Annotated in this window: 22 protein-coding genes and 1 pseudogene; 9 read left to right on the plus strand and 14 right to left on the minus strand. The window is 66.5% G+C overall.

The genetic code is table 11. From position 1 onward, the window contains the following. Window position 1 precedes the first annotated feature (1 nt). The 4 genes from V6590_RS11510 to V6590_RS11525 all read left to right on the plus strand — a co-directional run bounded on the left by V6590_RS11510 (window position 2) and on the right by V6590_RS11525 (window position 3,652). On the plus strand, window positions 2-808 hold the full coding sequence (locus V6590_RS11510) for a CbbQ/NirQ/NorQ/GpvN family protein (RefSeq protein WP_434063255.1): 807 nt from the start codon (window positions 2-4) through the stop codon (window positions 806-808). 8 nt (window positions 809-816) lie between these two features. Beyond that, window positions 817-2,775: a nitric oxide reductase activation protein NorD gene (locus V6590_RS11515; RefSeq protein ID WP_335423075.1), complete on the plus strand. Its 1,959-nt coding sequence runs from the start codon at window positions 817-819 to the stop codon at window positions 2,773-2,775. A gap of 131 nt (window positions 2,776-2,906) precedes the next feature. After that, window positions 2,907-3,407 (plus strand): cytochrome c oxidase subunit 3, encoded by a 501-nt coding sequence (locus V6590_RS11520; protein ID WP_335423077.1) that lies wholly within the window; start codon window positions 2,907-2,909, stop codon window positions 3,405-3,407. Beyond that, window positions 3,404-3,652: a cytochrome C oxidase subunit IV family protein gene (locus V6590_RS11525; protein WP_335423080.1), complete on the plus strand. Its 249-nt coding sequence runs from the start codon at window positions 3,404-3,406 to the stop codon at window positions 3,650-3,652. The genes V6590_RS11520 and V6590_RS11525 overlap by 4 nt, the downstream gene beginning before the upstream one ends. Here the strand turns inward: V6590_RS11525 and V6590_RS11530 are convergent. From V6590_RS11530 to ubiT, 5 genes are all read right to left on the minus strand, one after another. After that, window positions 3,644-4,342, minus strand: coding sequence for a Crp/Fnr family transcriptional regulator (locus V6590_RS11530; protein WP_335423082.1), 699 nt, complete (start codon window positions 4,340-4,342; stop codon window positions 3,644-3,646). The two genes, V6590_RS11525 and V6590_RS11530, sit on opposite strands and share 9 nt — an antisense overlap. Beyond that, window positions 4,257-4,709 (minus strand): TnsB C-terminal domain-containing protein, encoded by a 453-nt coding sequence (locus V6590_RS20995; protein ID WP_491546697.1) that lies wholly within the window; start codon window positions 4,707-4,709, stop codon window positions 4,257-4,259. Before V6590_RS20995 ends, V6590_RS11530 begins: the two co-directional genes overlap by 86 nt. Before the next feature lie 747 nt (window positions 4,710-5,456). Next, a complete protein-coding gene (ubiV, locus tag V6590_RS11535) occupies window positions 5,457-6,365 on the minus strand; it encodes a ubiquinone anaerobic biosynthesis protein UbiV (protein WP_335423084.1) in 909 nt (302 codons plus the stop codon). A 4-nt stretch (window positions 6,366-6,369) separates the two neighbouring features. Beyond that, entirely contained in the window at window positions 6,370-7,347 is a 978-nt protein-coding gene (gene ubiU, locus V6590_RS11540; protein WP_335423381.1) for a ubiquinone anaerobic biosynthesis protein UbiU, read from the minus strand. Between the two features lie 5 nt (window positions 7,348-7,352). Next, a complete protein-coding gene (gene ubiT, locus V6590_RS11545) occupies window positions 7,353-7,883 on the minus strand; it encodes a ubiquinone anaerobic biosynthesis accessory factor UbiT (protein WP_335423086.1) in 531 nt (176 codons plus the stop codon). Window positions 7,884-8,005: 122 nt separating this feature from the next. On the opposite strand from ubiT, the gene V6590_RS11550 reads away from it, so the two are divergent. Genes V6590_RS11550 through V6590_RS11565 form a run of 4 tightly spaced genes read left to right on the plus strand, consistent with a single transcriptional unit; the run spans window position 8,006 to window position 11,918 of the window. Beyond that, window positions 8,006-9,490 carry a UbiD family decarboxylase gene (locus V6590_RS11550; RefSeq protein ID WP_335423088.1) on the plus strand — a complete coding sequence of 495 codons (1,485 nt, stop codon included), beginning with the start codon at window positions 8,006-8,008 and terminating at the stop codon, window positions 9,488-9,490. After that, window positions 9,487-10,068, plus strand: a complete 582-nt coding sequence (locus tag V6590_RS11555; protein WP_335423090.1) for a UbiX family flavin prenyltransferase — start codon at window positions 9,487-9,489, stop codon at window positions 10,066-10,068. Before V6590_RS11550 ends, V6590_RS11555 begins: the two co-directional genes overlap by 4 nt. Next, the gene (ric, locus tag V6590_RS11560) at window positions 10,065-10,724 is read left to right on the plus strand and encodes an iron-sulfur cluster repair di-iron protein (protein ID WP_335423092.1); all 660 of its coding nucleotides are present in this window, start codon (window positions 10,065-10,067) and stop codon (window positions 10,722-10,724) included. Before V6590_RS11555 ends, ric begins: the two co-directional genes overlap by 4 nt. 9 nt (window positions 10,725-10,733) lie before the next feature. Continuing rightward, window positions 10,734-11,918 carry an NnrS family protein gene (locus V6590_RS11565; RefSeq protein ID WP_335423094.1) on the plus strand — a complete coding sequence of 395 codons (1,185 nt, stop codon included), beginning with the start codon at window positions 10,734-10,736 and terminating at the stop codon, window positions 11,916-11,918. Here V6590_RS11565 and V6590_RS11570 read toward each other — a convergent pair. The 8 genes and pseudogenes from V6590_RS11570 to V6590_RS11605 all read right to left on the minus strand — a co-directional run bounded on the left by V6590_RS11570 (window position 11,842) and on the right by V6590_RS11605 (window position 21,869). After that, window positions 11,842-12,990 (minus strand): alkane 1-monooxygenase, encoded by a 1,149-nt coding sequence (locus V6590_RS11570; RefSeq protein ID WP_335423095.1) that lies wholly within the window; start codon window positions 12,988-12,990, stop codon window positions 11,842-11,844. The genes V6590_RS11565 and V6590_RS11570 overlap by 77 nt on opposite strands. Next, window positions 12,987-14,357 (minus strand): cytochrome P450, encoded by a 1,371-nt coding sequence (locus V6590_RS11575; RefSeq protein WP_335423097.1) that lies wholly within the window; start codon window positions 14,355-14,357, stop codon window positions 12,987-12,989. Before V6590_RS11575 ends, V6590_RS11570 begins: the two co-directional genes overlap by 4 nt. 126 nt (window positions 14,358-14,483) lie before the next feature. Beyond that, complete coding sequence (locus tag V6590_RS11580; RefSeq protein WP_335423099.1) at window positions 14,484-16,706, minus strand: 4-helix bundle domain-containing protein; 2,223 nt, start codon at window positions 16,704-16,706, stop codon at window positions 14,484-14,486. Further along, the gene (locus V6590_RS11585; RefSeq protein WP_335423101.1) at window positions 16,703-18,250 is read right to left on the minus strand and encodes a multiheme c-type cytochrome; all 1,548 of its coding nucleotides are present in this window, start codon (window positions 18,248-18,250) and stop codon (window positions 16,703-16,705) included. The genes V6590_RS11580 and V6590_RS11585 overlap by 4 nt, the downstream gene beginning before the upstream one ends. Continuing rightward, entirely contained in the window at window positions 18,247-18,723 is a 477-nt protein-coding gene (locus tag V6590_RS11590; protein ID WP_335423103.1) for a hypothetical protein, read from the minus strand. The genes V6590_RS11585 and V6590_RS11590 overlap by 4 nt, the downstream gene beginning before the upstream one ends. 4 nt (window positions 18,724-18,727) lie before the next feature. Then, on the minus strand, window positions 18,728-19,768 hold the full coding sequence (locus V6590_RS11595) for an imelysin family protein (RefSeq protein ID WP_335423105.1): 1,041 nt from the start codon (window positions 19,766-19,768) through the stop codon (window positions 18,728-18,730). A 218-nt stretch (window positions 19,769-19,986) separates the two neighbouring features. After that, window positions 19,987-20,388, minus strand: a pseudogene (locus V6590_RS11600) (ISKra4 family transposase); the annotation flags it as partial. Between the two features lie 35 nt (window positions 20,389-20,423). Next, on the minus strand, window positions 20,424-21,869 hold the full coding sequence (locus V6590_RS11605) for an ISKra4 family transposase (RefSeq protein ID WP_335423106.1): 1,446 nt from the start codon (window positions 21,867-21,869) through the stop codon (window positions 20,424-20,426). Between the two features lie 143 nt (window positions 21,870-22,012). Here V6590_RS11605 and V6590_RS11610 point away from each other — a divergent pair, with 143 nt between their 5' ends. Then, window positions 22,013-23,344, plus strand: a complete 1,332-nt coding sequence (locus V6590_RS11610) for a TRAP transporter permease (protein WP_335423108.1) — start codon at window positions 22,013-22,015, stop codon at window positions 23,342-23,344. 69 nt (window positions 23,345-23,413) lie between these two features. Here the strand turns inward: V6590_RS11610 and V6590_RS11615 are convergent, their stop codons facing one another. After that, complete coding sequence (locus V6590_RS11615) at window positions 23,414-24,160, minus strand: amino acid ABC transporter ATP-binding protein (protein WP_335423110.1); 747 nt, start codon at window positions 24,158-24,160, stop codon at window positions 23,414-23,416. Window positions 24,161-24,163 lie beyond the last annotated feature (3 nt).

Below are 24,163 nucleotides of genomic sequence, written 5' to 3' on the forward strand. Positions count from 1 at the left end.
GATGGATGGAACCTTCAACCCGAAGGGGGCGGCTGACGCCCCCTTCTACCTGGCCCAGGGCGACGAATGCGATGTCTTCGCCGCCGCGGCCGCCTGCCGCCTGCCCGTGCTGCTGAAAGGCCCCACGGGCTGTGGCAAGACCCGATTTGTCGCCCATATGGCGGCACGGCTTGGCCGGCCGCTCTATACCGTGGCCTGCCATGATGACCTTTCCGCCGCCGACCTGATCGGCCGCTACCTGCTGAAGGGCGGCGAGACCGTCTGGATCGATGGCCCCCTGACCCGCGCGGTGCGCGAAGGCGCGATCTGCTACCTTGACGAGGTGGTCGAGGCCCGCAAGGACGTGACCGTGGTGCTGCATCCGCTGACCGATGACCGCCGCATCCTGCCGGTGGACCGCACCGGGGAAGAGCTCGAGGCCCACCCCGATTTCCTGTTGGTGGCTTCCTACAACCCCGGCTACCAGAACATCCTGAAAACGCTGAAGCCCTCGACCCGGCAGCGATTTGTCTCGCTGGAGTTCAGCTTCCCGCGACCGGAACATGAAATCCCCGTGGTTGCCCGCGAATCCGGCCTTGCCGAAGATCGCGTCCAGCCGCTGGTACGCCTTGCCGGCAAGCTGCGCGCCATGAAGGGCCAGGATCTTGAGGAAGGCGTCTCTACCCGTCTTGTCGTCTATGCCGCAACCCTGATCGCCGGGGGCATGCCGGTCGAACGCGCCATTCGCGCCGCGATGATCGAGCCCCTGACGGATGATGCGGATGTGAAGGCCGGGCTCCGCGATCTTGTGACAGCCGTTTTCGGGTGAGGCCGGCCATGTCACGGATCGAATTCGAGCCATGGGAACCCGAAGAAACCGTCGGGAAACTGTGGCACGCCTTTGCCAGCCGTCTGGACGCTGATCCCGTCCACGATGGAGCCCGTGTCCACCTCTCGAAGGTGGGCGGACGGCTGGCAGTCCTTTTCCGCGGTCTTGGCGGGGATCCGGCGGTCGAGATCAAGGCCGCCGCCGACGAGACCAGCCACCACCGGCTGTCGCTGCTGCGCCGGCTGGGCACCTGGGCTGAAGACACCCCGCGCGCCAGCTTTGATGGTGCCGCGCTGCGCCTGCCCGAAAGTCTTGCCGTCTTCCCCGCGCCCGAGGCGAATACCGCGCTCTATATCTGGCTTGCGGCGATCGCCGCCCATGCCGGCCCCATCCCCGACGAGACCGACCCGCTGCGCGCCGATCTGGCGGCGCTGGCCGCCGGTCAGGCCATGGTGCGCGACACGCTGCAGGACGCGCCCGGATTTCGCGCACTCTACGCCGATCTCTGCGCGGCGATGCTGGCCATCCGCCGCACACCGCGCCTGCCCCAGGCCGAGGCGACGCTCGAAGCGGTCATCCGCAACCTGCTGGGCGATCCCGTCCCGCTGTCCCGCCGCGCAGGTCTTCTGCGCGAGGCCATCGCCTCGGGCGACTTCCGCGCCATCCCGCGCGCGCCGCGCGGCTACCGACCGTTCCGTGGCGTTGCACTCTGGCCCGACCTGCGGGCACAGGGCCGCTCAGTTGCCAGCACGGTGGAAACACGTGAAACCGAAGGCACCCCCGAAGAGGGCGAAGGCAACAAGACCCGCCGCGCCCGTCGCCGCAAGTCCGATCAGGCCGAGCGCGACGACAGCTTCATCCTGCACAAGTTTGAGGCCATCCTGTCTTGGGCCGATTTCGCCAACCTGAACCGCCGCATCGAGGATGACGATTCCGAAGATGCCAAGAAGGCGACCGACGACATGGACGAGATTGGCCTCGGCCAGATCTCGAAGGCCCCCGCCACCCGCTTGAAATTGCACCTCGACCTTGCACCCGAAGACGTGGACCGCGAGGCGCTTTCAGGCATAGCTACCTATCCTGAATGGGATGTGCGCACTGCAAGCTACCTTCCTGCCCATGCTAGGGTTTTGCACAGCCGGATTGAAGCAGGCACCGCCACGTCCCCGTTTCGGGACGACCCGCGCGCCAAAGCACGCATCCGCGCCGTCCGCCGCCAGTTCGAGGCCTTGCGTCCCAGCCTCGTCTCGACTCCTGGCCACCCGGACGGCGACGAACTGGATACGGAGCGAGCAGTCCGCGCCCGGGTCGATCTTTATGCCTGCGGTGAAGGCACCGACCGGGTCTGGCGCCAGACCCACCCGGAGCGCCGTGACCTCGCCGTCTCCATCCTGCTCGACGTCTCGCGCTCGACCGAAAGTGCAATCCCCGGACATGGCCACGGCGGGCGCAGCGTCATCGACGTGGAACGCGAGGCGCTGGCCGCGCTGGCCTGGGGGCTTGATGCCACCGGCGACGATTTCGCGATCCATGCTTTTTCCTCGCTCAAGCGCCAGCGTGTCTTTGTGCAAGAGGCCAAGGGCTTTGGCGAGCCAATGGGGCCCGAGGTCGAGGCCCGCATCACGGCCCTTCGCCCCGGTCACTACACACGTCTGGGCGCCGCGATCCGCCACGTCTCGCGCGGGCTGGCTGAGCAGGCGCGCAGGCGTCGCCTGCTTCTGGTCATCACCGATGGCAAGCCAAACGACCTCGATCACTACGAGGGGCGCCACGGCATCGAGGACAGCATGATGGCCGTGCGCGAGGCTCGGCGCGCCGGGCACGCGGTCTTCGGCATCACCGTTGACCGTGACGGCAAAAGCTGGTTTCCGCGCATCTTCGGGCAAGGCGGCTTTGCGCTGATCCCTGACCCCGAAAAGTTGACGCAGGCGCTTCCTGCCATTTACAGGCAACTGGTGGTCGGATGACCGCGAATCATCCTCTCTCCTTTTCCCAAATATCCTCGGGGGGTCCGGGGGGCGACGCGCCCCCGGCCTCGCCATCCGCACAGGCACCCGACCGCCCCGGCCCCTTCGACAAACTGCCGGGCGAGTTCATGATGTGGGTCCTGATCGTGTCCGAGCTTCTGGTCTTCGGGGCCGGGCTGATCGCCTTTCTGGCGGTGCGCAGCACCGATCCGGCAGGCTTTTCCGAAGCGCAGTCGCATCTGCATCGCACCGGCGCCGGCATCAACACCATCGTTCTCGTCACGTCCGGCTGGCTTGCCGCGCTTGCGGTGCAAGCGGCCGAGGCCGGGCGGATCGCCCGCATGCGCACCCTCCTCGCGCCGGCAGCAGCGCTCGGCATCGTCTTTCTGGTGCTGAAGGCATCGGAATACGCAGACCTCGCCGCCGCGGGCATCAGCTTTGAAACCCACGCCTTCTTCACTTTCCACATGCTGCTGACCGGGTTTCATGCAGCCCATGTGCTGGCGGGCGTCGGCTTGCTGGCACTGGTCGGCGTCCTCGCCCGGCCACGCGCAGTCGAGACCGGCGCCGCCTTCTGGCACATGGTGGATCTCGTCTGGGTCCTGCTCTTTCCGGTGGTTTATCTGCTATGACGGCGACGCGCGCCTGGATGATCCTCGTCGGGCTCTCGGCCCTGTCCACATTGGCTGCAGCCAGCGGCATCGCGGGTCCCTGGCTTGCCGTCGCCGTGCTGCCCGTTGCGGGCCTCAAGGGCCGGGTGATCCTGAACCACTACCTGCACCTCGCCCAAGCGCCCGAGATCGCGCGCGGCTTCTCGCTGGTGCTCGGGCTGTTCATCGCCCTGCTGATCGGCCTTGCGATCCTGCCCTCAGCGTGACCAGGCCAGCGCCGGGTCTTCCTCGACATAGTCGCGCAACTGCGACACATCGCCGATCTGCGCCACGTTCTGGCGGATGACGACACCATGATCCTTGAGCCGCGCGAAAGCCCGGCTCAGGCTTTCAGGCTTCATACCCAGACGACCGGCGATGAGCACCTTGTCGTAGGGCAGCGTCACCTCACAGGCGCCGCTCTCGCACGGGGCTAGTTCTAGCAGGAACTCGGCCACCCTCTGCGCGCCCGTCTGCGCTTTTAGCTGCTCGATCTGCGCGACAAGGCTGTGCAGATGCACAAACGTCGAGGCAAGGACCGCAATGGCAACCTCGGGGTTGTCGCGGATCTGGCGCAAGAAGCTGTCTGCCTCGATGCGGATAAGGGTGCAATCCGTCACGGCTTCTGCGGAGACCGGGTAAGTGTCGTGCCGGAATGCCACTGCCTCACCAAAGGACGAGCCCTTGGTGAAGACGCCCACAACAGCCTCTGCCCCATTTGGCGCAATGCGGTAGAGCTTTACCCAACCATCGGCCACAAGATAAATCGCGCTCGCACGCTCACCCTGCAGGAAGATTGTTGCGCCTCGCGAGAAATTGCGGACGCGCGCCTCATCGAGCATGGTGCCCACCACGTGCTCGGGCGCCGAAGACAGCAAAAGCGAGCGTCTGATAAGGGCGGCATACTCTGCTTTCATGGCGGTTCTCATAGCAAAATCTGGGGCTTGCGGCATCGACTACTGCCGGACCATATCCTGCATCGCCGTCAATTGCCATCCGCCCTTGGGCGATTGCGACAAGTTGACTACGGCTAGAGGGCGGCTGCACTGCGCCCATCATGGTCCCGATCAGCCACTCGACATGCTCACCAAAGTGAGTGATTCCCGGCGGTCGATAGACCAGGTTGATTCCCAATTCCGCGCAGGCCGATTGGAAGGCACGGGATCGAAAGTCGCGGCCATTGTCGACGTGAACGCTCTCCGATTTGCCCTGCGCGGGCCACGGGACATTGGACTTGAGGTCGTCCAGAAACTCTGCTTTGGGGCGACGGCCCGCGCGAGGCACAAGGCCACCGAAAGGCGGGACCGCGCTTCAAAGCTGACGTGATATCGCGTCACCGGCGCAAACCTTTGGCGCGCAGCCTTTGCGCCCTCAAGAGCTTTCATGATTTCGCGGGTATCCATCGAATTAAGCCGTCGCTGAACAATGCGGCGCGTCGGGGGCTAAAGCCCCCGCTCAAGGCAGGCACTGCGGATTTCTGTCACAACTAGCGCCAGACTGGGGAGCCCTCGCCGAAGGTAGCATCGAGTCAAATCTTCTTCGATAATGCCTTCGACATCACCAAGCACCATGACCGCCACAGTCGGTCGGCCGCGTTTGCTGGGAACAAGAACGCTTATCTGGCCACCTTCTTCCGCAAGCCGTCGGATCCAGCGCCAGAAAGTGGTCTTGCTTACACCAAGCTCCCAGACTGCTTCACGGATGCCGCTCGCCGAACTCCCAGTGCGGCTGAGATACGCCTGTACAAGCGGTCGAAGGGCCGATGACCGACGCAGCACCAGAGTCGCCACCTTCTTCGTCACTACCCACTAACGCTGCCGAGCGTCCAATCCCGCGCACCTTGTGTCAGCTTTAATGGCAAGATACCATCTGTAAATGCACAACTGCACCACTGATTTTGTTGACTTTCGTGTACGGCATTTGTGGGCTACGTGACAACGGCTATGCCCACTACCCGGAATCGCGAAGCCTGCTAGAAGTCGATAGCGATGTGTTCTCGACCGCCTATGAAGCGCTGCGCAATACAGCGAACTAACGGTCGTCCACCATTGCTCCGGACCAGTTCGCGCCGGCCGGCCCGCGCAGGAAGCCATCGGACAGACGGCCCCCGGGCACGGTGGGGCGCAGAACCGCCTCCAGGCCCGCCGCATCAAGCCTCCCGCCTAACCGCCCATCCCAGGCATTGCAAACCGCAGAAAAGTCTTGCGACTGCGGCGAAAGGCGCAGGGCGGCGACCCCGGCGTCGCGCAGGACTTCGGTCTGATGCGCCATGCAGGCGGTGGATTGGCTGAGCGTCTGCACCCCGTTCACCGCCAGGAAGGGCTGGCCATCCAGCGTCTCGACATCGCGTCCGTCCGGGTCTTCGCCACAGACGAACTGGCAGCTGTCCTTCATCCGGTCATGCAGCCGTGCGTGATAGCAGCGCCCCGAGATCGCCAGCGGCAGGCGGCCATGGCCCCAGACCTCGACCGGAACGCCTGCCTCGCGGCCCAGCCGGGCCAGGATGGCGATCGAGGCGACCGGCAGTTCGGGCGGCAGGCAGATGCGCGTCGCACCGCGCCGGATCAGCCAGCTGAGCGTGCCTTCGTTGTAGGTGTTGACCAGCGGCCCGACCCAGAACGGGCGGCCCTGAGGCACATGGGCCAGTGCCGACAGGTCGTTCACCTCGACCGGCAGGCCCATGTCGGCAAGATCGGCGGTCAGCTTGCGTTCGCGCTTCAGCGTGATCAGGGCCAGCGAGGTAATGGCCACCTCCTTGCCCGCCGCCAGCAGGCATTCCACGGCACCGGGGATTTCGTCCTGCCAGAACGGCAGGCGCTTGGAGCAGACGAGTTCGCCTAGCACGACACGCGCGACCGGGGCTTGCGCGACGCCGGCATAAAAGGCGCGGACGGCTTCGGCCTGCCAGAAGAAGAAGTTCGGGCCGACGGTCAGGTCCATGGCTTTACCTCCAGGTCTTGGCATAGGCACCCGCCGTTGCGGCCTGGCCTTCGGTCAACCGTGCGAGCGTGGATTCGGGCAGGGGGCGGCCTGCCGCCTGCGCCTCGACCGCGGCGCGGAAGGCGCGGACGACCTGCGCCACATAAGCGCGGCTGCGCTGCCGCCCCTCGATCTTGAGCGCGCGCACCCCCGCGCCGGCCAGGCGCGGGATCAGATGGGTGGCATCCAGGCTGACCGGATCCTCAAAGATATGGCCGGTCTGCGGGCCAGAGGTGAAACACCCCTTGCACAGCGTGGGATAGGGCGCCGGGGCGGTTCTGGCGGTGCGGTGGATGGTAAAGCCGCCCAGCCGCGCCGCCAGATCGTTGCCCTCCTCGGCATAGGCGACATGGCTGGCGGGCGAACAGACGCCGTTCATGTTGGGCGATTTGCCGGTGGCGTAGGACGACAGCGAACAGCGCCCCTCGGCCATGACGCAGAGGCCGCCGAAGACAAAGACTTCGGTCTCGACCTCGACCTCGCGGTTGATCGCGGCGATTTCCTCGACCGTGAGAACGCGGGGCAGCACCACGCGACGCACGCCAAAGGCGCTGGCATAAAGGTTGATCGCATCGGGATTGGCCGCCGCCGCCTGCACCGACAGATGCCGACGCAAGCCGGGGTGATGTTCGGCGGCATGGGCCAGCAGCCCGAGATCGGCCAGGATCACCGCATCGACCCCCGCGGCCTCGGCATGGGCGAGCGCGCGGTGCCATATGGGTTCGGCCCCGGCGCGAGGAAAGGTGTTGATGGCGACCAGAACCCTGGCGCCGCGCGCATGGGCGAAGGCGACCGCCTCGGCCATGTCTTCGGGGGTGAAGTTCAGGCCAGGAAAGTTGCGGGCATTGGTTTCGTCGGCAAAGCCGCAATAGACCGAATGCGCCCCGGCCTCGACGGCGGCGCGCAGGGCGGCGGGGGTGCCTGCGGGACAGACGAGTTCCATCATCACTAGCCCTCCGCGGCGTCCATCCGGTGCAGCGCCAGCCCGGTTGCCCGTTCGGCCCGCGCAAGCGCGCGGCGCAGGGGCGCGCCAAGAGGGCCAGAGATGCCGACCAGTTCCTCGGTCAGGTCCAGTTCGGCGTCGTCCATCGCGTTGCGGAGCGCCAGCACGGCGGCGGTGTCGCCCTCGACCGTCAGGTCGCGCGAGAAGAAGAGGGCATCGCCATCCTCAGCCCCGTGTATCATCGCCAGGAACGCCGATAGCGGCCCGGCAATGCGGGCGTCATGTGCGGGCGGGCGGGCGCGGCGGTGGGCGGTCATTGTCGCGGTTTCGGGGTGCAACAGCAGGACCCAAGGCAGGTCTGTCGGGTCGATCAGGAAGCGCCGCGCGGAATGATCGCCCAGACGGCGCAGCATCGCGGGATGTGCGCGGGAGATGCGGCGGGTGAGGGCGCCAAGGAACAGGTTCGCGGGCGGCAGTGGCAGCGGCGAGGCGACCAGGCCGAGCGCGGGCGGCAGGCGAGGCAATGTGGCGGTCATGGATCGGTCCCGAAAGCAGGTGACCCGGTGATAGGGGATCGGCGTCGCGGACGGATTGATCTTAGTCAATTACCGCCGCCGACTTTGACGCTAACGCATCCGGGAAAGGACCTTTTCGAGCCATGCGCAGCCTGCCCGTCTTCCCCGACCTGCGTGCCTTTCTGACCCATGCCGAGGGTCGGGGCGATCTGGTGCACATCGCCGATCCGGTGGACCTGCGGCACGAGATGACGGCAGTACAGTTGGCCGCCTTGCGGGCAGGTGGGCCGGTCTTGCGCTTCAACGCCGCGCAGCATTGCGGCAGGCCCGCCGCAATGCCAGTAGTTGCCAACCTGTTCGGCACGCCGGACCGGGTGGCGGCGGGGCTGGGCCTGTCGCTGGATCAGGTGTCCGCTTTCGGCGAGTTCCTTGCCGCGCTGCGCAGCCCCGCCCCGGTTGAGGGGATGCGCGACACCCTGTCGCGCTGGCCCGTGCTGCGGGCCGCGCTGCAAAGCCGACCGAAGCTTCTGCGCCGCGGGCCGGCGCAGGAGGTCTCTGCACCGCTGGATCTGTCCCTGATTCCGGTGCAGACCCCGTGGCCTGGCGACGCCGGGCCACTGATCACCTGGCCCGTCGTCGTGACCCGCCCACAGGGGTCGGACGCGGGCCAGGTGGCGCGCTACAATCTTGGCGTTTACCGGGCGCAGGTCATCGGCCCCGACCGGCTGATCCTGCGCTGGCTGGCGCATCGCGGCGGGGCGGCACATCATCGCAGCTGGGCACGGGCGGGAGAGCCGATGCCGGTCGCCATCGCGTTGGGGGCCGATCCGGCCACGCTTCTGTCCGCCGCGCTGCCCCTGCCGGAAACGGTGTCGGAACTTTCCTTCTCGGGCGTCCTGCGCGGCGCGCGGGCCGAGCTTGTGGCGGCGAAAACCGTGCCGCTGCTGGTCCCCGCAAATGCCGAGATCGTCCTTGAAGGCTGGGTCCACCCCGGCGAGACCGCGCCCGAGGGGCCGTTTGGCGACCACACCGGCTATTACAACGCGGTCGAGCCCTTCCCGGTGATGCGCCTTTCCGCCATCACCCACCGGCGCGATCCCCTGTATCTGACCACCGTGACCGGCCGCCCGCCGGACGAACCCTCGGTCATCGGCGAGGTGTTCAACACCCTCGCCCTGCCCGTGATCCGCGCCCAGATCCCCGAGGTGACCGACCTCTGGCTGCCGCCCGCCGCCTGTTCCTACCGCATGGCCGTGGTGCAGATCGACAAGCGTTATCCCGGCCAGGCGCGGCGGGTGATGCTGGCGCTGTGGGGCATGCTGGCGCAGTTCAGCTATACCAAGACCATCATCGTGGTGGATCGCGATATCGACCCGCGATCCTGGGATGACATCGCCTGGGCCATGGCCACGCGGATGGACCCCGCGCGCGATGTGATGCTGATCGACGGAACGCCGATGGATTATCTCGATTTCGCCAGCCCGCGCGAGGGGTTAGCCGGCAAGATGGGGATCGACGCCACCACCAAGATCGGAGCCGAGACGACTCGCGACTGGGGGCAGGTCATGGAACTGGATCCGGTGCATGCGACCCGGGCAGAGGCGCTTTTGCGCGGCGTGCTGCGATGAGCGCGCGGGTCGTGCTGGGGGTCTCCGGGGCGTCGGGTGCGGCGCTGGCGCTGGATTGCGCCCGCGCCCTGATCGCCTGCGGCGCAGAGCTGGATCTGGTGCTGTCGGCCATGGCCGAACGCACGCTGGCGCTGGAGGTCGGGCCGGATGCGGTTGGTGCGCTGCGTGCCCTGGCGGCCCGGGTGCATCCGGTCACCGATCTGGGCGCCGCCATCGCCAGCGGCTCTTGTCCGCTGCACGGGATGATCGTCGTGCCCTGTTCGATGCGCAGCCTGGCCGCCATCGCGCAGGGGCTGGATGACAACTTGCTGACCCGCGCCGCGTCGGTCCAGCTGAAGGAGCGGCGGCCGCTGGTGCTTTTGGCGCGCGAGGCGCCGCTGACGCTGGCGCATCTGCGCAACATGACCGCTGTCACCGAGATGGGGGCCATCGTGATGCCCCCGGTCCCCGCCTTTTATCTGCGCCCCGCCACAACGGCGCAGATCACCGCACAGATCGCCGCGCGCGCCGTCGATCTGCTACGCATCGCCACGCCCCGGGCCCGCGCCTGGGACCCAACCGAAGGAACCGCCCCATGACCGACCTTTCCCCCGCTTCCATCGTCGGCGACATCGCCTCGGACCTGCCCGGCGCTGCCGAAGTGTTCCGCCAGCACGGCATCAGCTTCTGCTGCGGCGGCAAGCTGTCCGTTGCCGAGGCCGCCGCCAAGCATGGGCTGGCCGCCGAGGCGCTGCTGGACGCGTTGCGCGCCCTTGCCGCCGCCGCCGGCCGTGACGCGCCGAGCGAGACCCTGCCGCTGATCGACCACATCCTGACGCGCTACCACGAGACCCACCGCACCGAACTGGACTGGCTGATCCCGCTGGCGCAGAAGGTGGAAACCGTCCACGGCGACCACGAGGAAGCTCCGCTTGGCCTGACCGAGGCGTTGCTGGCGCTGCGCGTCGATCTGGAAAGCCATATGATGAAGGAGGAACAGGTGCTGTTCCCGATGATGCGGCAGGGCGGGCATCCGATGATCGCGCATCCGATCGGCGCGATGCGGCACGAACACGAGGTGACGGCCGACCTCATGCGGGGGATCGAGCATGTCACCCATGGCCTGACCCTGCCCGAAGGCGCCTGCCGGTCCTGGACCGCGCTATACACGGGGCTCGCCAAGTTCACCGAGGATCTGGTGACGCATATGCATCTGGAGAACGCGGTGCTGTTCCCCCGGTTCGAGACAACCTGACGCGCGGTCATGGCCAATCGCGGCCTCTGGCGCGCGCCGCACCTGCCTCTGTTCCTGCTGGCCTCGGTCTGGGCCATGCTGGTGCCGCTGATCTGGCTGGCGCCGGATCTGGTCTGCGACCCCGTGGCCTGGCACCGGCAGGAACTGATCTCGGGTGTCGCGGGGGCGGCGATGGGCGGCTATCTGCTGACGGCGCTGCCGCACTGGATCAGCCAGAGCGGGCGTGGCGATGCGGTCTCTGATCACGGACCCCTCGCCACGCAGCTTCTTGTGCTTGCATGGGGGCTGGGGCGGGTTTTGGGCGCGCCTTGCACACCCGATGCCTGGGCCTTGGCGGGGCTTTGCCTTTATCCCGTTGGCCTGGCGGCGGCCCTGGTCCGGCCCATCATCGCCGCGCGGGCTTGGGGGCGGTTGCCCATGGCGCTGGCCCCTCTGCTTCTGGTGCTGATCGCGGTCCGTCTGAGGCTTGCTGCCGACGGTCTGACCGCCGTTCTGGGCATCGCGCTTCTGGTGGCGCTGGTCGGAGGCCGGATCCTCCCGGCCTTCCTGCGCGCCCGTGCCGGGGGCGCTACGACCGGGCGCATCCGCGTGCCGGTCGCCGGACGGGCCGCCGACCTGACGCTGGCGCTGGCGCTGGCCGCGCATTTGGCGGGGCTGGGGCCGCGGCTGGCCGGTGCGCTGATGCTGCTGGCGGCGCTGGAACAGGGGCTGAGGCTGGTCGGCTGGCCCCTCGCCAAGGGCCTGCGCGGCGGGCAGAGCGACCTTGCGGTGCTGGTCGTCGCTTGGCTCTGGCTTCCCGCCGGTCTGGCGCTGACCGGGATGGCCCTGCGATCCGATGCGGGCCTTCCCCTGCCCGCCGCCCTGCACGCGCTGACCATGGGGCTGATGGGCAGCATGGTGCTGGCCGTGATGGCGCGGGCCTGGATGCGGCGGGTGCCGGGCGCGCTGCGGCTGGGATGGCTGCCGGGGCTGGCCTTCGCCCTTGTGCAATTGGCGGTGCTGCTGCGGTTGGCGCTGACGGATCCCGCCCTTGCCACCCTGTGCTGGAGCAGCGGCTGGGCGCTGGCCAGTTTCGCAGCCTCTGCTGCGCTTTGCCACCCGGTGCCGCGCCCGGTCCTCAGCGCCCGCCGCCAGCGAGGACCGACTGGCGCGGCAGAGAATGGGCCAGCCGCCGGTATTCGCTCCAGTCGGTGATCTCGGGGTAATATTGCTTGCGCCAGGCGCGGACGCGCGGGTTGAACATCCGCCGCCACAGCGGGGGCACCATGGCCAGTGCCGTCATCGGCGGATAGCCCGTGGGCAGGCGGGGCACCACCTTCTCGTCATAGATTTGCAACAGCGGAAAGCGCCGCTGCGGGTGCAGGTGGTGGTCGGCATGGCGTTGCAGGTTGATCAGCAGCAGCCCGGAAATCGCCTGCGCCGAATCCCAGGAGTGATGCGGCTGCACGGGCTCATACCGCCCCTCGCCCAGATATTTCCGGGTCAGGCCGTAATGCTCGACATAGTTGGTCAGTTCCAGTTGCCAGACCGCGACCAGCGCCTGAAAGGCGAAAAGCCCGACGCCGCCCCAACCGCCGATGCCATAGGCCAACCCAAGGAACGCCGTTTGCAGGCAGAGGTATTTCCAGACCGGGTTGCGCCAGTGCCAGCCGGGCAGGCCGCGCCGCGCCAGTATTGCCGCCTCGGCGGCCCAGGCCGAGCCCGGCCCCTGCCAGAGGACACGCGGGAAAAAGCGCAGGAAGCCTTCATTGTAGCGCGCCGTGACCGTATCGCGGCCCGTCCCGACATGAGGGTGATGCACCAGAAGGTGCTCGGTGCGGAAATGGCCATATAGCACCATTGCCATCAGCAGGTCGCCCAGGTTGCGCTCGATCCGCCCCGGCTTGTGGAACAGCTCATGCGCATAGACGATGCCGATCGTGCCAGTAGTGACGCCGATCGCGAACATCAGCGCCAGCGTCTCGGCCAGGGAATAGTCGCCCCGGGTGATGACCCAGATCCCGCCGAAGACCAGCGCGAACTCGATCGGCAACCAGATCCAGGTCAGAAGACGGAACCAGAACAGATCCACATCCGGGGTGTCGGGATCGGGGTTCTTCAGGTTGCGACCCAGCAGGATGTCCAAAGCGGGCATCAGCACCCAGCCATAAAGCGGCACCAGCGCGATCCACCAGCCGCCCTTGGCCAGCGCCAGTGCGACGAGCGGCACGAAGGTGATCGACAGCCAGTAGGGCCAGGCGGAAGGGGTCTTGGCGTCAGCGCTCATTGCGGTTCTCCATCGGGGTGGCGCGGGGTCAGCGCAAGGTGAATGCCGTCTTTGGCCCGCACCGTCAGATGCGCGACGGGCATCGGGTCGCGGCCTTCGATCCGCGAAAAGCGGTAGGCGCGGACCAGATGCGCCAGGATCAGCGTGCCTTCGGCCATGGCAAAGGCCGAGCCGGGGCAGACCCGCGGCCCGGCTGAAAACGGTATGTAGGCCGCGCGCATGCAGTCGCGCCCCTCGGGCGTGTCAAAGCGGCTAGGATCAAAGCCATGCGGGTTCGCCCAGATCCGCTCGTGCCGGTGAAGGTGCCAGGGCGACAGGATCACCTGCGCGCCTTTCGGCACCTGCCGCCCGCGGAACTCCTGCGGGCAGGCGGCGTCGCGCACATACATCGGCACCGGCGGGTAAAGCCGCATCGCCTCGCGGAACACCGCCCGCGCGGTCTTCAGCCGCGAGAGGGTGGAGAAATAGATCTTCTCCGTGTCGATCTCGCGCAGCACTTCGGCCGCCACCCTTTCCTGCCATTCGGGGTAAAGCGCCAGCAGATAGAGCGCCCAGCCCAGAGCGGCGGCGCTGGTCTCGTGCCCGGCAAGGAAGAAGATCGCCACCTGGTCGGTCATTTCCTCGGTCGTGAAGGCGGTGCCCGTCACCGGATCCTTCGTCGTCATGATCCGCGTCGCCAGATCGTCCGGCGCGCCGCCCGCGGCAATCTCGGCGGCGCGCGCCGAGACCAGTTGCCCGATCAGGCCGCGGATGGTGGCCGCGGTGTCGCGCGCGCCCCTGGCGTGGCGGCGCGGCATCCATTTCGGCCAGGGCAGCAGGGCGGCGATATTGGCCACCGGTTGCGCCGCCTGATGGGCGCGGAAGGCGGCAAAGGCGGCGGCGGCAATTTCATGCTCGACCGGCACGGAAAACAGCGTGCGGAAGATCACGTCCATCGCGACATGGCTGGTTTCAGCCTCGATCTCGACCGCCCGGCCATCGGCACACGGGGAAAGCCGCGCCACCGCCGCCTGCGCCGCATCCCACATCGCGGGGAAGATGGTCTTCAGCCGCCCGCCCTCGAAGGACGGGTCGATGATGCGGCGCTGCCGCGCCCAGGTCTCGCCGTTGGAGATGAATACCGATTCGCCCAAGAGTGGCTTCAGCCCCACCCGGATCCGTTCGGATTTCGGAAATTCGGTCGCCGGGGCGGACAGGATCTGGTCCACCAGCGGCGGGTCGTTGACCAAATAGCTGCGGAAGAAGGGGGTGCGGAACTCGGCCATCCAGGCGCGGTAAAGATGCGCGGGCTGTGCCGAAAGGACATCGCGCCGGAAGAGGCGCAGGTAGGACCAGAGGCCGACCTTGCCCTGTCGAGCGGGCGGCATGGGCGGAAGCGGTGCGGGCGGGCCATCTGCCCGCATGGCTTGTCGACCGTTGCTGTCCATTTCGCTGTCCTCCCCTGGTTCTTGCCAGTGTTGCGGCTGGCGGCGACGCGCCCGCCTTGACCGAAATCAGGCCCTCAACGCTCCCGCCCGGGTTTTTCTGCCCCAGAGGAAGGCCAGGCCGTAGACCCCCAGCACCGCCGCCTGCGCCAGGAGGGCCTCGGCCACCGGAAAGAGGCCCAGCCAGAGTTGCAGGGCTTCCGCCTCGGGGAACCAGCCGACCGGCGTTGCCGGCAGAAGCGCCGCCGTCTGCAGGCCGCGGATGCCCGCCCCGGTCATCATCACCGAAAGAACGGCCAGCATCACCCCCGTCACCGTGAACAGCAGCCGGAGCGGCAGGCGCCGGCCCAGGACCAGCGCGGCAAAGCCCGCCACGAAAACTGCCATCGTGCCAAGGCCAAGTCCCGCCAGAACCGCGCCCTTCGGCGCATCGGTGAGAAGCGCCTCGTAGAAAAGCACCGTCTCGAAGCCCTCGCGGAAGACCACCAGAAAGGCCAGCGCGAAGATGGTCGCTGCCGAGCCGCCCGCCAAGTCAAGTCTCTCTCGCAGCCGGGCGACATGGCCACCCTTCGCCGGGACGAAGATGGTCAGCGCGAGCGGCACCAGCACCGCCACCGCCAGAAGTGCGGTGGCGCCCTCCAGCAACTCGCGTTGCAGCGTCGAAATCTCGATCAGCCCCCGCGCCGCCTGCCAAAGCGCAAGACTTGTCGCCAGCGCCAGCCCCACACCCGCCAGCACCGGGCGGCGCCATTGCGCGGCGCCGATCCCCTCGCCCGCCAGTGCGGCCATGAGCGCGGCAAGGATCAGCACCGCCTCGAGCCCCTCGCGCAGGATGATCCCTGCCGATTGCACCGCCGCCGTGACGGGCGAAAGCGGCGCTTCGATCTGCGTCCGCGCCTCGGCGAGCCGCGATTTCAGCGTGGCGCTGACGGAGGCAAGCGCCGGGGCATCCTTCCCCGTCGCGATGATGGCGCCCAGACCCGGCTCGGCGGCGCTGCCCTCCCAGAACAGCGCTTCCAGCCGCAGGGCAAGGCCCGGGTCGCGCGGCATCAGGCGCTGTTCGATATCTGGATCGAACCAGGAATAGGCCTCGATCCGCTTGGCCTCGGCGGTGACCCAGTCGCCCGCCCCGGCCGCCCGCAGCATCTCGTCCAGCGCGGCCGGCAGAAGCTCGACTGCCGCAGCGTAGCCCCCCGCCGTGGTGGCCGCGCCGAAAGCCGCTGCCACCAGCGCCTGCGCCTCGTCGATAAGCCCGCGCAGCACGGCGGGCTCGGCCTTGGCCGCGTGCAGGGTCTTCAGATCGGCCAGCAGAGTTTCCAGCCGCGCCACCGTCGCCTTATCCGCCAGCGCAGGGCGCAGGTCGGCGAACAGCATCGCCGCCCGATCGCGGAACAGCGCCGCTTCATGATATTCCAGCGCTACCGTGACCCTGCCGTCGCGCACGCCGTCCTTGTATTCGATCCAGACCATGCCGAGGTAGCGGTGCAGCAATAACGCCCGGCGGTTGCGCTCTGCCTCGGACAGGGCCACGGCCGACCAGCTGGCCAGCGCCTCTGCCGCCCGGGCAAGCGACCCGGCATCGCCCGAACCGGCCCGGTCCAGATCGGCGCGCAGCTGCGCCAGCCCCTCGGGCCCAAGCGCGGCCTGCAACTGCGGCGACAGAAGCGCCGCCAGCCCCTCGGCCCGGCCGATATCGCCGGCAAGCCGCTGGCTTTGCCGCTTGGCCAGATCATCGCCCGCCCGCGCCAGCGCCAGTTTCAATTCGCCGTCATAGGTGGAGAGCAACTCGTCGCGCACGATCCGCGCCGCCTCGGCCATGGCCAGCCGCCCGGCCCCGGCCTCGGCCAGCGCCAGCGTCGCCGCGGTATCGCGCGCGGCGCGGGCATAGTCCCGGATCAAAAGCCAGTCGTGCGCCGTGGGCAGATCGCCCGCCTCGAGTGCCGCCAGCCCCTGCGCCATCGCCCCGGCCTGCACCCCCGCCCAGATCCGTCCCCGTGCCCGGGCGATGCCCGCCCCGTCGCCCGCCGCGACCGCTTCTGCAAGCGCCGTCATCTCGCCCGCGACCGGGCCCTCGCCCAGGTGCGGGGCCAGCGCCTGCCACGCGGCCGTCGCAACCGCCAGCTCCTCTGCAAGTGCCGCCGACCGCTCGGGGCTTTCGCTGCGGTAGGCGAGCCGCTCCAGCCGCCCGAGTGTGGCGCGCAGCGTCTCGGCGGATTGGGAGGGGCTGTCGGCAAGGGTTGCCCCGGACAGGACCAGGAGGAACGACAGGGCAGAGATGAACAGGCGGATCACTTGAGGGCCTCGTCCGGCAGGGTCAGGTCCAGTTCCGCCAGCGCAAAGGGCGGCACCGGGGTTTCCAGCCGCAGGTTCTGGTAGACCAGATCCTGAAGCGCGACCCGATACCAGAGCCGCGCGCGCAGGCGGAACGGTCCTCTGGCGTCGGCCGGCAAGGGGATGTCATATCCCACCACTTCCTCGCCCCTCGCCGGGATCGCGCGGCGGAGCCATTTCACCTCGGCCGTGGCAAAGGTCAGGTGGTTCGGGATCACCTCACCCCGGTCGTCCAGGAACTTCTCGATCCACATCACCGCGTCGGGGTCGGTCATGCCCGCGCGGTCATCGAACTGGCCCGAGCGGTAAATCACGGCGCCGGCGACGTCCTGCACCTCGACCTCAAGCCACATGTGCTTCTGGTCGGAGACGCCGGTGGGCAGGTTGTGCCCGGCGCCAAGGTTGCGCACCGCGATGTCCAGCCGCAGGCCGGCGCCTTCGGCCCGGACGCCGCGCAGTTCCAGCCCCGCCGCCGCACGCAGGAGGGCATGGGTCGCCTCGCGCTGCGCGGCGATGGCGGCATCGGCCTCGGCCATGGTCAGGCCCGGCGTCGTGCCACCGCGCAGGAAGGTGAGCGTCTCGCCCAGGCCGGTTTCGAACATCAGGTAGTTCGCGCCGACGAAAGCATGTGAATAGCGGGCGGGCTTTTCCACCCGGCCTTCGCGCAGCGCCAGAACCTGCGCGGCGGGGTCAGGGGCCATGTGGCAATCCTGACAGGTCACGCCCTGATCGGCATACCAGCTTGCCTGCCATTCGGCATAGGTCGATTGCACGTCCTGCGGGCTTGTCGCGCTGGACATCGACGCATCGTAGATCTCGGTATGGCAGGCGGCGCAAAGCTCGGACTTGCCGATCAGCGCCCTGGTCGCATCGCTGCCCCAGCGGGCGGCGTGGTCTCGCGGGGCGGCCAGAAGCGCCAGATCGGCCGGGTCGTCGCCCAGCCCCGCCAGCCGCAGGGTCAGGGCGCCATTGCCCGCCTTGGGATCGGAATGCACCGCCGCGTGGCAGGCCAGGCAGGACACGCCATCGGCCGAGGCCGGGCCGGGCGCGACCGAGGCGAGCTTGGTCACCCGGCCCGATACCAGTTCGTTCGGCGCATGGCAGCCTTCGCAGAACCGGCCCTGCTCGACGCCGTGGCGCAAAAGGTCCTCGTTCGCTTCGACGGTCTTTTCGTAAACGGCATCGCGGTCGGCGATCCCGTGCAGCGAGGGCGCCCATTCCATGAATTCCTGCCGATGGCAACCCGCGCAATCGGTAGCGGCCGGCAGGGCATCGGCGGCCGCGAGAAGGTTGCCCTCCGTCGCCAGCTGCGAGGGCCAGAAAGGCCGATCCTGCCCTTCTGCGTTAGGACCGAAGGGCAGCGCGTAATAGGGCACGGCGTCCGACGAAAGCGTGTCCGGGCGCGGCGCAAGGAAGGAATACAACCCCGCCGCGGCCAACAGCGAAAGCAGCGCGCCGCCCAGCAGCACGGGGGTATGAAATCGGGCCTGCAACTTCAGTTTCATGATTGACGCCAGTGCCTTAGTGTCAGATGCAAGATCAGCCCGAGAGCGGCGGCCAGTGAAAGCCACAGATGCAGGAAGGCCAGAAGGTGCGTGGCGGCCATCGGCCAGAACCAGATCCGCCCCACCAGCCACAATGCGGGCGGCAGGGCCATCACGAGCCCCGTTGCCAGCACGACAAGGTATTTCACCAGTAGCGCCCAGCCCAGCACGCTGAACAGTCGCCGTTGGCTTTTCGCCGTGGCAAGGCGTATGTGCCGCAGGGCCCAAGGGGCGAAGAGCGCCGCGAAAGCTCCCCCCGCCACAACATGCGCCAAGATCAACGCCGCCCCGGCCCTGCCGACACCCTCGGGGCCCCATTCCAGCACGAGCCCGCTGCCCAGAAGCGCTGCGAACTGGGCCGAGAGCATGGCGGATGCCCGTGTGCCACCCCTGCGGGCAGGGGCCGCGGGAGTCGAAAAGGCAAGGGCGGTCATCGCGTTACCCCTCCAGCTTCACGTCGTGCCGGGCCGCCGCCTGTAGCACCATCGCAACGATCCGGTCGGCCATGTCCTGCGCCTCTGATCCGAGCGCGTCGGCTTCTTCGGCGCCGAACGCCGTGCCGGCGGCCTCGCGGGTGCGGGTCTCCTCGACCAGGGCCAGCAACTCATCAAAGGCGGCGCGGATCGTCGCATCCATTTCGGGATCGCCTGCCGCCACCACCGGCGAGACCGCGCTGAAATACATTCGCTTGCAGCCCCCCATGATGCCCGAGACGTCCACCAGCCGGCTTTGCGCCACGAAGGCGCCGATCTTGCCGTTGATGAACTGCGATTCCTTCCACTCACCGAAATAGTCGCCGACCGTGGGGGTCATCGTCACGACCGCGGCGAAGGCATCGTTGCGGTTCGGCTCCCATGCCATCATCGCCACGTCCAGCTCGCCTGACCATTTCACCAGACCCGTCGCCACGCCCTGCGCCAGATTGACGTCGAACAGCCCTTCCCCCGGCGAGGCCGCGCCGTCGCCATCCACATCGCCCGCAACGATCAGATGCGCCGGATCGGTGCCCCAGAACAGGGGTTCCGACAGGCTGTGAAACAGACTACCCGGCTGATGCAGAACCGTGCCATCGGGCAGTACCAGATCGTAGTCGGCCACATCCTCGGCCTCGGTTCCGGGGTTCCCGGCATCGAGGATCAGATCGAAAAGCGCGGTCGAGGGCACGCCGGCAACGATACCCTCGATGGTCTCGTAGTCATTCGAGGCCACCAGCCACGCCGCACGAATGGCCTTGATCGCCTCGGCCAGCGCCGGGCCTTCCGCGGCCAGCGCCGCTGCATAATCGCCTTGATGCGCCGCAAGAATCGCGGCATAGGCATCGACCGCGTTCTGAAGCGCCGCGGTATCGGCTTCAAGACGAGCCGTATGCTCAAGCGTGAAGGCCTTAACCTCGGCTAGGCCGTCGGATTCGGCATCGGCGAGAACGGCGGTGGGCAGCAAGGCAAGAACGGCCGCCGCAAGGGATGCGGATTTGGTCATCTGATACTCCTTCGGGATCGGCGGGCGTGGCGGACAGGCTGGGCCCCTAGCGGTATGCGTAGAGTGGAAACCGGCGGCCTACCTTGATATCGGTCAAATGTTGACTGAATTTGTAGGTATTTTGTGCCAGTTAAGCGCGGCTTTCGATTTTTGCTCGACACTAGCCGGTCAGACAGGAGACATGATAGAGCGGAAGGGGAGTGGGCAGAACATGGGGGTCATGCGGCGCGTTTTCTGTTTGCGTCGATCAGCCGACCATCGGCCCTTGTGACGGCTACCCGGTGAGCTCCTTTTGGCGACTACCGCATCCTTCTGCGCTTTCCCATGCGGGCATTGGCAATATCATCGACTGATCCTTCTGCACGAGATGAAGAGATGGGCAGCCCGTTACGATACCGTCGGCCGTAATCGACGAGGTATTCCATGTTGTTCGCGAGTTAGGCGTACAGTGTCTCGCATCGGGCCTGCACACGAGTTGCAGCGGAGCGGACAGCCAGTGGTGCTTCCGCAAGGCGGGTACAGTCGTGCATGAGCCCCTTCAGATATGTTTCCGCGACCCGTGCTCCGCCATGCCAAAGCCACCAGCGACGACTTTTCGCGGGGCGCTGGAACAGCACTGGATTGCTGTCGCGTGAGACCGTTCAACTACCTGGGGTCATGCGGCACGCTGAAAGAGCGGTAAAGGCACGAATGGCGAAATGATAGTCTGCCTTGGTTGAACGGGCGGCCGGTAGGCGAGACGTTCCGCGAGATCGCCATTGGCAAGGGCCACGCGAACTTGAAGGAGCAGGTTTGCCCCGCATTCCGACCAACGCATCTGCTGCTTCTTGACCATTCTCCTTGCGACCAAATTGTTGACGCTCGCTTCAGCGGCCGTTGAGGCGATCCGTTTCCCTTCGCGATATCTCGCGCCGTAGTTGGTGATCGAGCCCCGGTTCTGCTCCATGTAGATGCGCAAGTTCAACAGGCCGCCGCGTAGCGAGACGATCGCGGTGCTGCCCTGTTCATCTGCCTTCAGGTCGTGAAACAGGCGATCGATCAAGTCAATTGCCCTGTCTATTTGACCATTCCAGAGACGCCACCTCACCGCTGCGATGTCCTCCAGAAACTCCTCCTGCTCGTCCGCCGGCAGTCGTCGTGCCAACCACGCGGCAGTCTGCTCGATGGGGCGCAGCTTCATGGCAATGTGAAACCAATCGAGGATGTGCTTGGCCGGCTGCGGAAGGACTGATTTCAAGCACTTAAGACATTCTTCACCGTCGGTGATCACGGTAATATCGCCCTTGCCTTCGTAGCCGAGACGCTTGAGGGCTAGTAGCCCTTCCGCCCTCATTTTCCGTCGCGATGTACCAGAAAAGGCGAACAGAACTCCTCGGTCGGATCCGACCCCGCCACGGCTTGCATGGCAGATGACCGCTTCGAAACTTCGCGTTTCACGGCCGCGGATTTGCGGGATGTGAGCAGTATCTATGCTAAGGACAAATTCCCGTTCTGGGTCTTCAGGAAGCGGCAGCTCGCGTTGACGACGCTCCTTCGTATCAACTTGTTCAAAGAACATGCGTTGTTCTTCTTTTTCTTCCAGTCGCTTACCTACTGCCAAGGTGCGATGTCGCAGGGTCGTGTGCCGAGTTGGTGTCTGTCCAGGCAGGAATTCGGCCAGAACTTCCGCCGCTGCCCGGTAGGGCATAAGTGCGCCAAGCTTAGCAGTAAGCGTCATCAGTTCTGCAGTTGCACGGTCAGGGCAGAGCTCGGAGACCGGAGTGATTGTGAAATCAACACCGGGCATGCAGCGGCGGCAGGGGTATAACCGAGGGCTCTCCACGGTGACAGCGCCGTAAACTGTCCGGATCGTTCTGGTCGAATAGTCCTTGATCGGTCGCGCTCCGCCACACGCTTGGCAATGACGTCGGAACAGAACATAGAGGGCGCATTGCTGCTCGACGATGTGCAGCTGAAGCGAGGCCATTATTGCTTTGCCTTCTTCGATCGACAGGCCGAGGTTACCAGTGGCCAGATCATCGAGGCTCTTCTCGATCTCAAGTTCGAAACGATGGCCTCGCGTGATTTCGTCCGAACCCTCAATACTGATTTTCCAGCGCATCCTGCCTCTCCTTTGCCAAGACTGGCAAAGAGTAAAGCCCGCTTCGGCAAACAATGCACCCCAGGGAATTGAACGGTCTCACGATGTACCATTGATTTTGTTGAATTCGTCACCTCAGAATTAAGGGCTACGCGACAGCAGCGGTGGGGGGCGGGCAGCTCTTCATCGACCTCGCCATCCGCGCCGCGGGGCGGGCGACGGGCGGTACGGCCAAGGCCGCGATCATCGGGTCCAGCCTCATGGGTTCGATCTCGGGCAGCGCGGTTGCCAACGTCGTCTCGACGGGCGTCTTCACCATTCCGCTGATGAAACGGACGGGCATTGCGGCCCATCGCGCCGCCGGGATCGAGGCTATCGCCTCGACCGGGGGGCAGATCATGCCGCCGGTCGTGGGCGTGGCCGCCTTCATCATGGCCGAGCTTCTGGGCATTCCCTACGTCGATGTCGCACTTGCGGCGCTGATCCCGGCGGTCGCCTTCTATCTGGCATTGCTGCTTGTCGTCGATCTGGCCGCGCGCCGCGACGGGGTGCGCGCCCTGACGGCGGAAGAGGTGGCTGAAACCGACGATATCCGCCCGCGGCTGCACCTGATCCTGCCGCCGCTGCTGCTGGTCGCCTTGCTGGTGGCGGGCTATTCGGCGCCCTATTCGGCCGTCATTGCCTCGGCCTCGTGTCTTGTCGTGCCGTTTCTGCGGCGCAACACCTGGATCGGCTGGAGGGAAATCCGCGAGGATTTCCAGGAGGCGCCGAAACAGGCGGCCGAGGTCGCCGTGCCGATTGCCGCCATCGGTCTGGTGATCGCCGTCGCGGTGCAGTCGAACCTTGCGCTGAAATTCGCAGGATCGCTGATGTCGCTGTCCGAAGGCTCGATCTATGCGTCGCTTACGCTGGCCATGCTGGGCTGCATCATCATGGGCATGGGGCTGCCGACGGTCGCGGCCTATATCATCGGTGCGGTTCTCTTCGTCCCGGCGATCCAGGAACTCGGGATACCGCCCCTCGCCGCACATTTCTTCATCTTCTACTACTGCGTGCTTTCGATGGTGACGCCGCCCGTGGCGCTGGCCTCCTTCGCGGCGGCCGCGGTCGGACAAGCCTCGACGATGAAGACCAGCCTCTCGGCCTTCGGGCTTAGCCTTGTGGCCTTCTTCATCCCCTTCGGATTTGTCTTCGACCTTGGAATCCTTGGCGAAGGCACGGTCCCGGAAGTAGCGTTCAGCGCCTTCGGTTTGCTGGTCTCGACTGCTCTGTGGGCGATCGCATTCGGCGGCTGGTGTGTCAGACCCTTGGCCCTGCCCTCCCGCATCGCCATAGGCGCCGCGGGACTTGCCGCTGTGATCGCGCCGTCCGGTTCAGTTGTCTGGTTTGCCGGTCTTGGCATCGGCTGGGCTGTTGTGATTGGACTGGTCATACTTGGCCGCGGGAACAGCGCTTGGCTGACCGGCCTAGCATTTACTCGGCCTGCAGCCACCTGAAGACAGGAAACGACCCACCCGACCGCGACCTTCAGCAGGATATGCGGTCGGGTGATCCGCAATGTCCAATCAGTGCCCTAAGACCTGCGACAGAAACAGCTTCGTGCGCTCGTTCTGTGGCTTGCCGAAGAATGCCGCGGGCGGGGCCTCCTCGACGATCTCGCCTTTGTCCATGAAGATCACGCGGTCCGCCACCTTGCGGGCAAAGCCCATTTCGTGCGTGACGCAGATCATGGTCATTCCTTCGTTGGCCAGGGCGACCATTACATCCAACACTTCGGCGATCATTTCAGGGTCGAGCGCGGAGGTTGGCTCATCGAACAAGAGGATCTCTGGCTGCATGCAGAGCGCCCGCGCGATCGCAACTCGCTGCTGCTGGCCGCCAGATAGTTGGCCGGGGTATTTCGCTGCCTGATCCAAAATGCGGACCTTCTCCAGATACTTCAGAGCAACTCTCTCGGCCTCAGCGCGCGGTGTCTTGCGCACCAACATCGGGGCGAGGGTGCAGTTTTCCAACACGGTCATGTGCGGGAAAAGATTGAAGTGCTGGAAGACCATGCCCACTTCGCGGCGAATCTCGTCGATCGAGCCGAGGCTGTCATCCAACAAGGTGCCAAACACGCGGATATCGCCGCTGTCGTGTTCTTCCAACTGGTTGATGCAGCGGATCATCGTGGATTTTCCTGATCCAGAGGGGCCGCAGACCACGACCCTTTCCCCCTTTCGCACGGTCAACGAGATACCGCGCAGAGCCTGGAATGAGCCGTAGAACTTGTTCAGGTCACGGATGTCGATGGCGGGCGCGTTCAAGTCCATGGG

This window comes from Gemmobacter denitrificans (genome assembly GCF_036964905.1).
In the GTDB taxonomy this organism is placed as follows: Bacteria; Pseudomonadota; Alphaproteobacteria; order Rhodobacterales; family Rhodobacteraceae; genus Gemmobacter; species Gemmobacter denitrificans.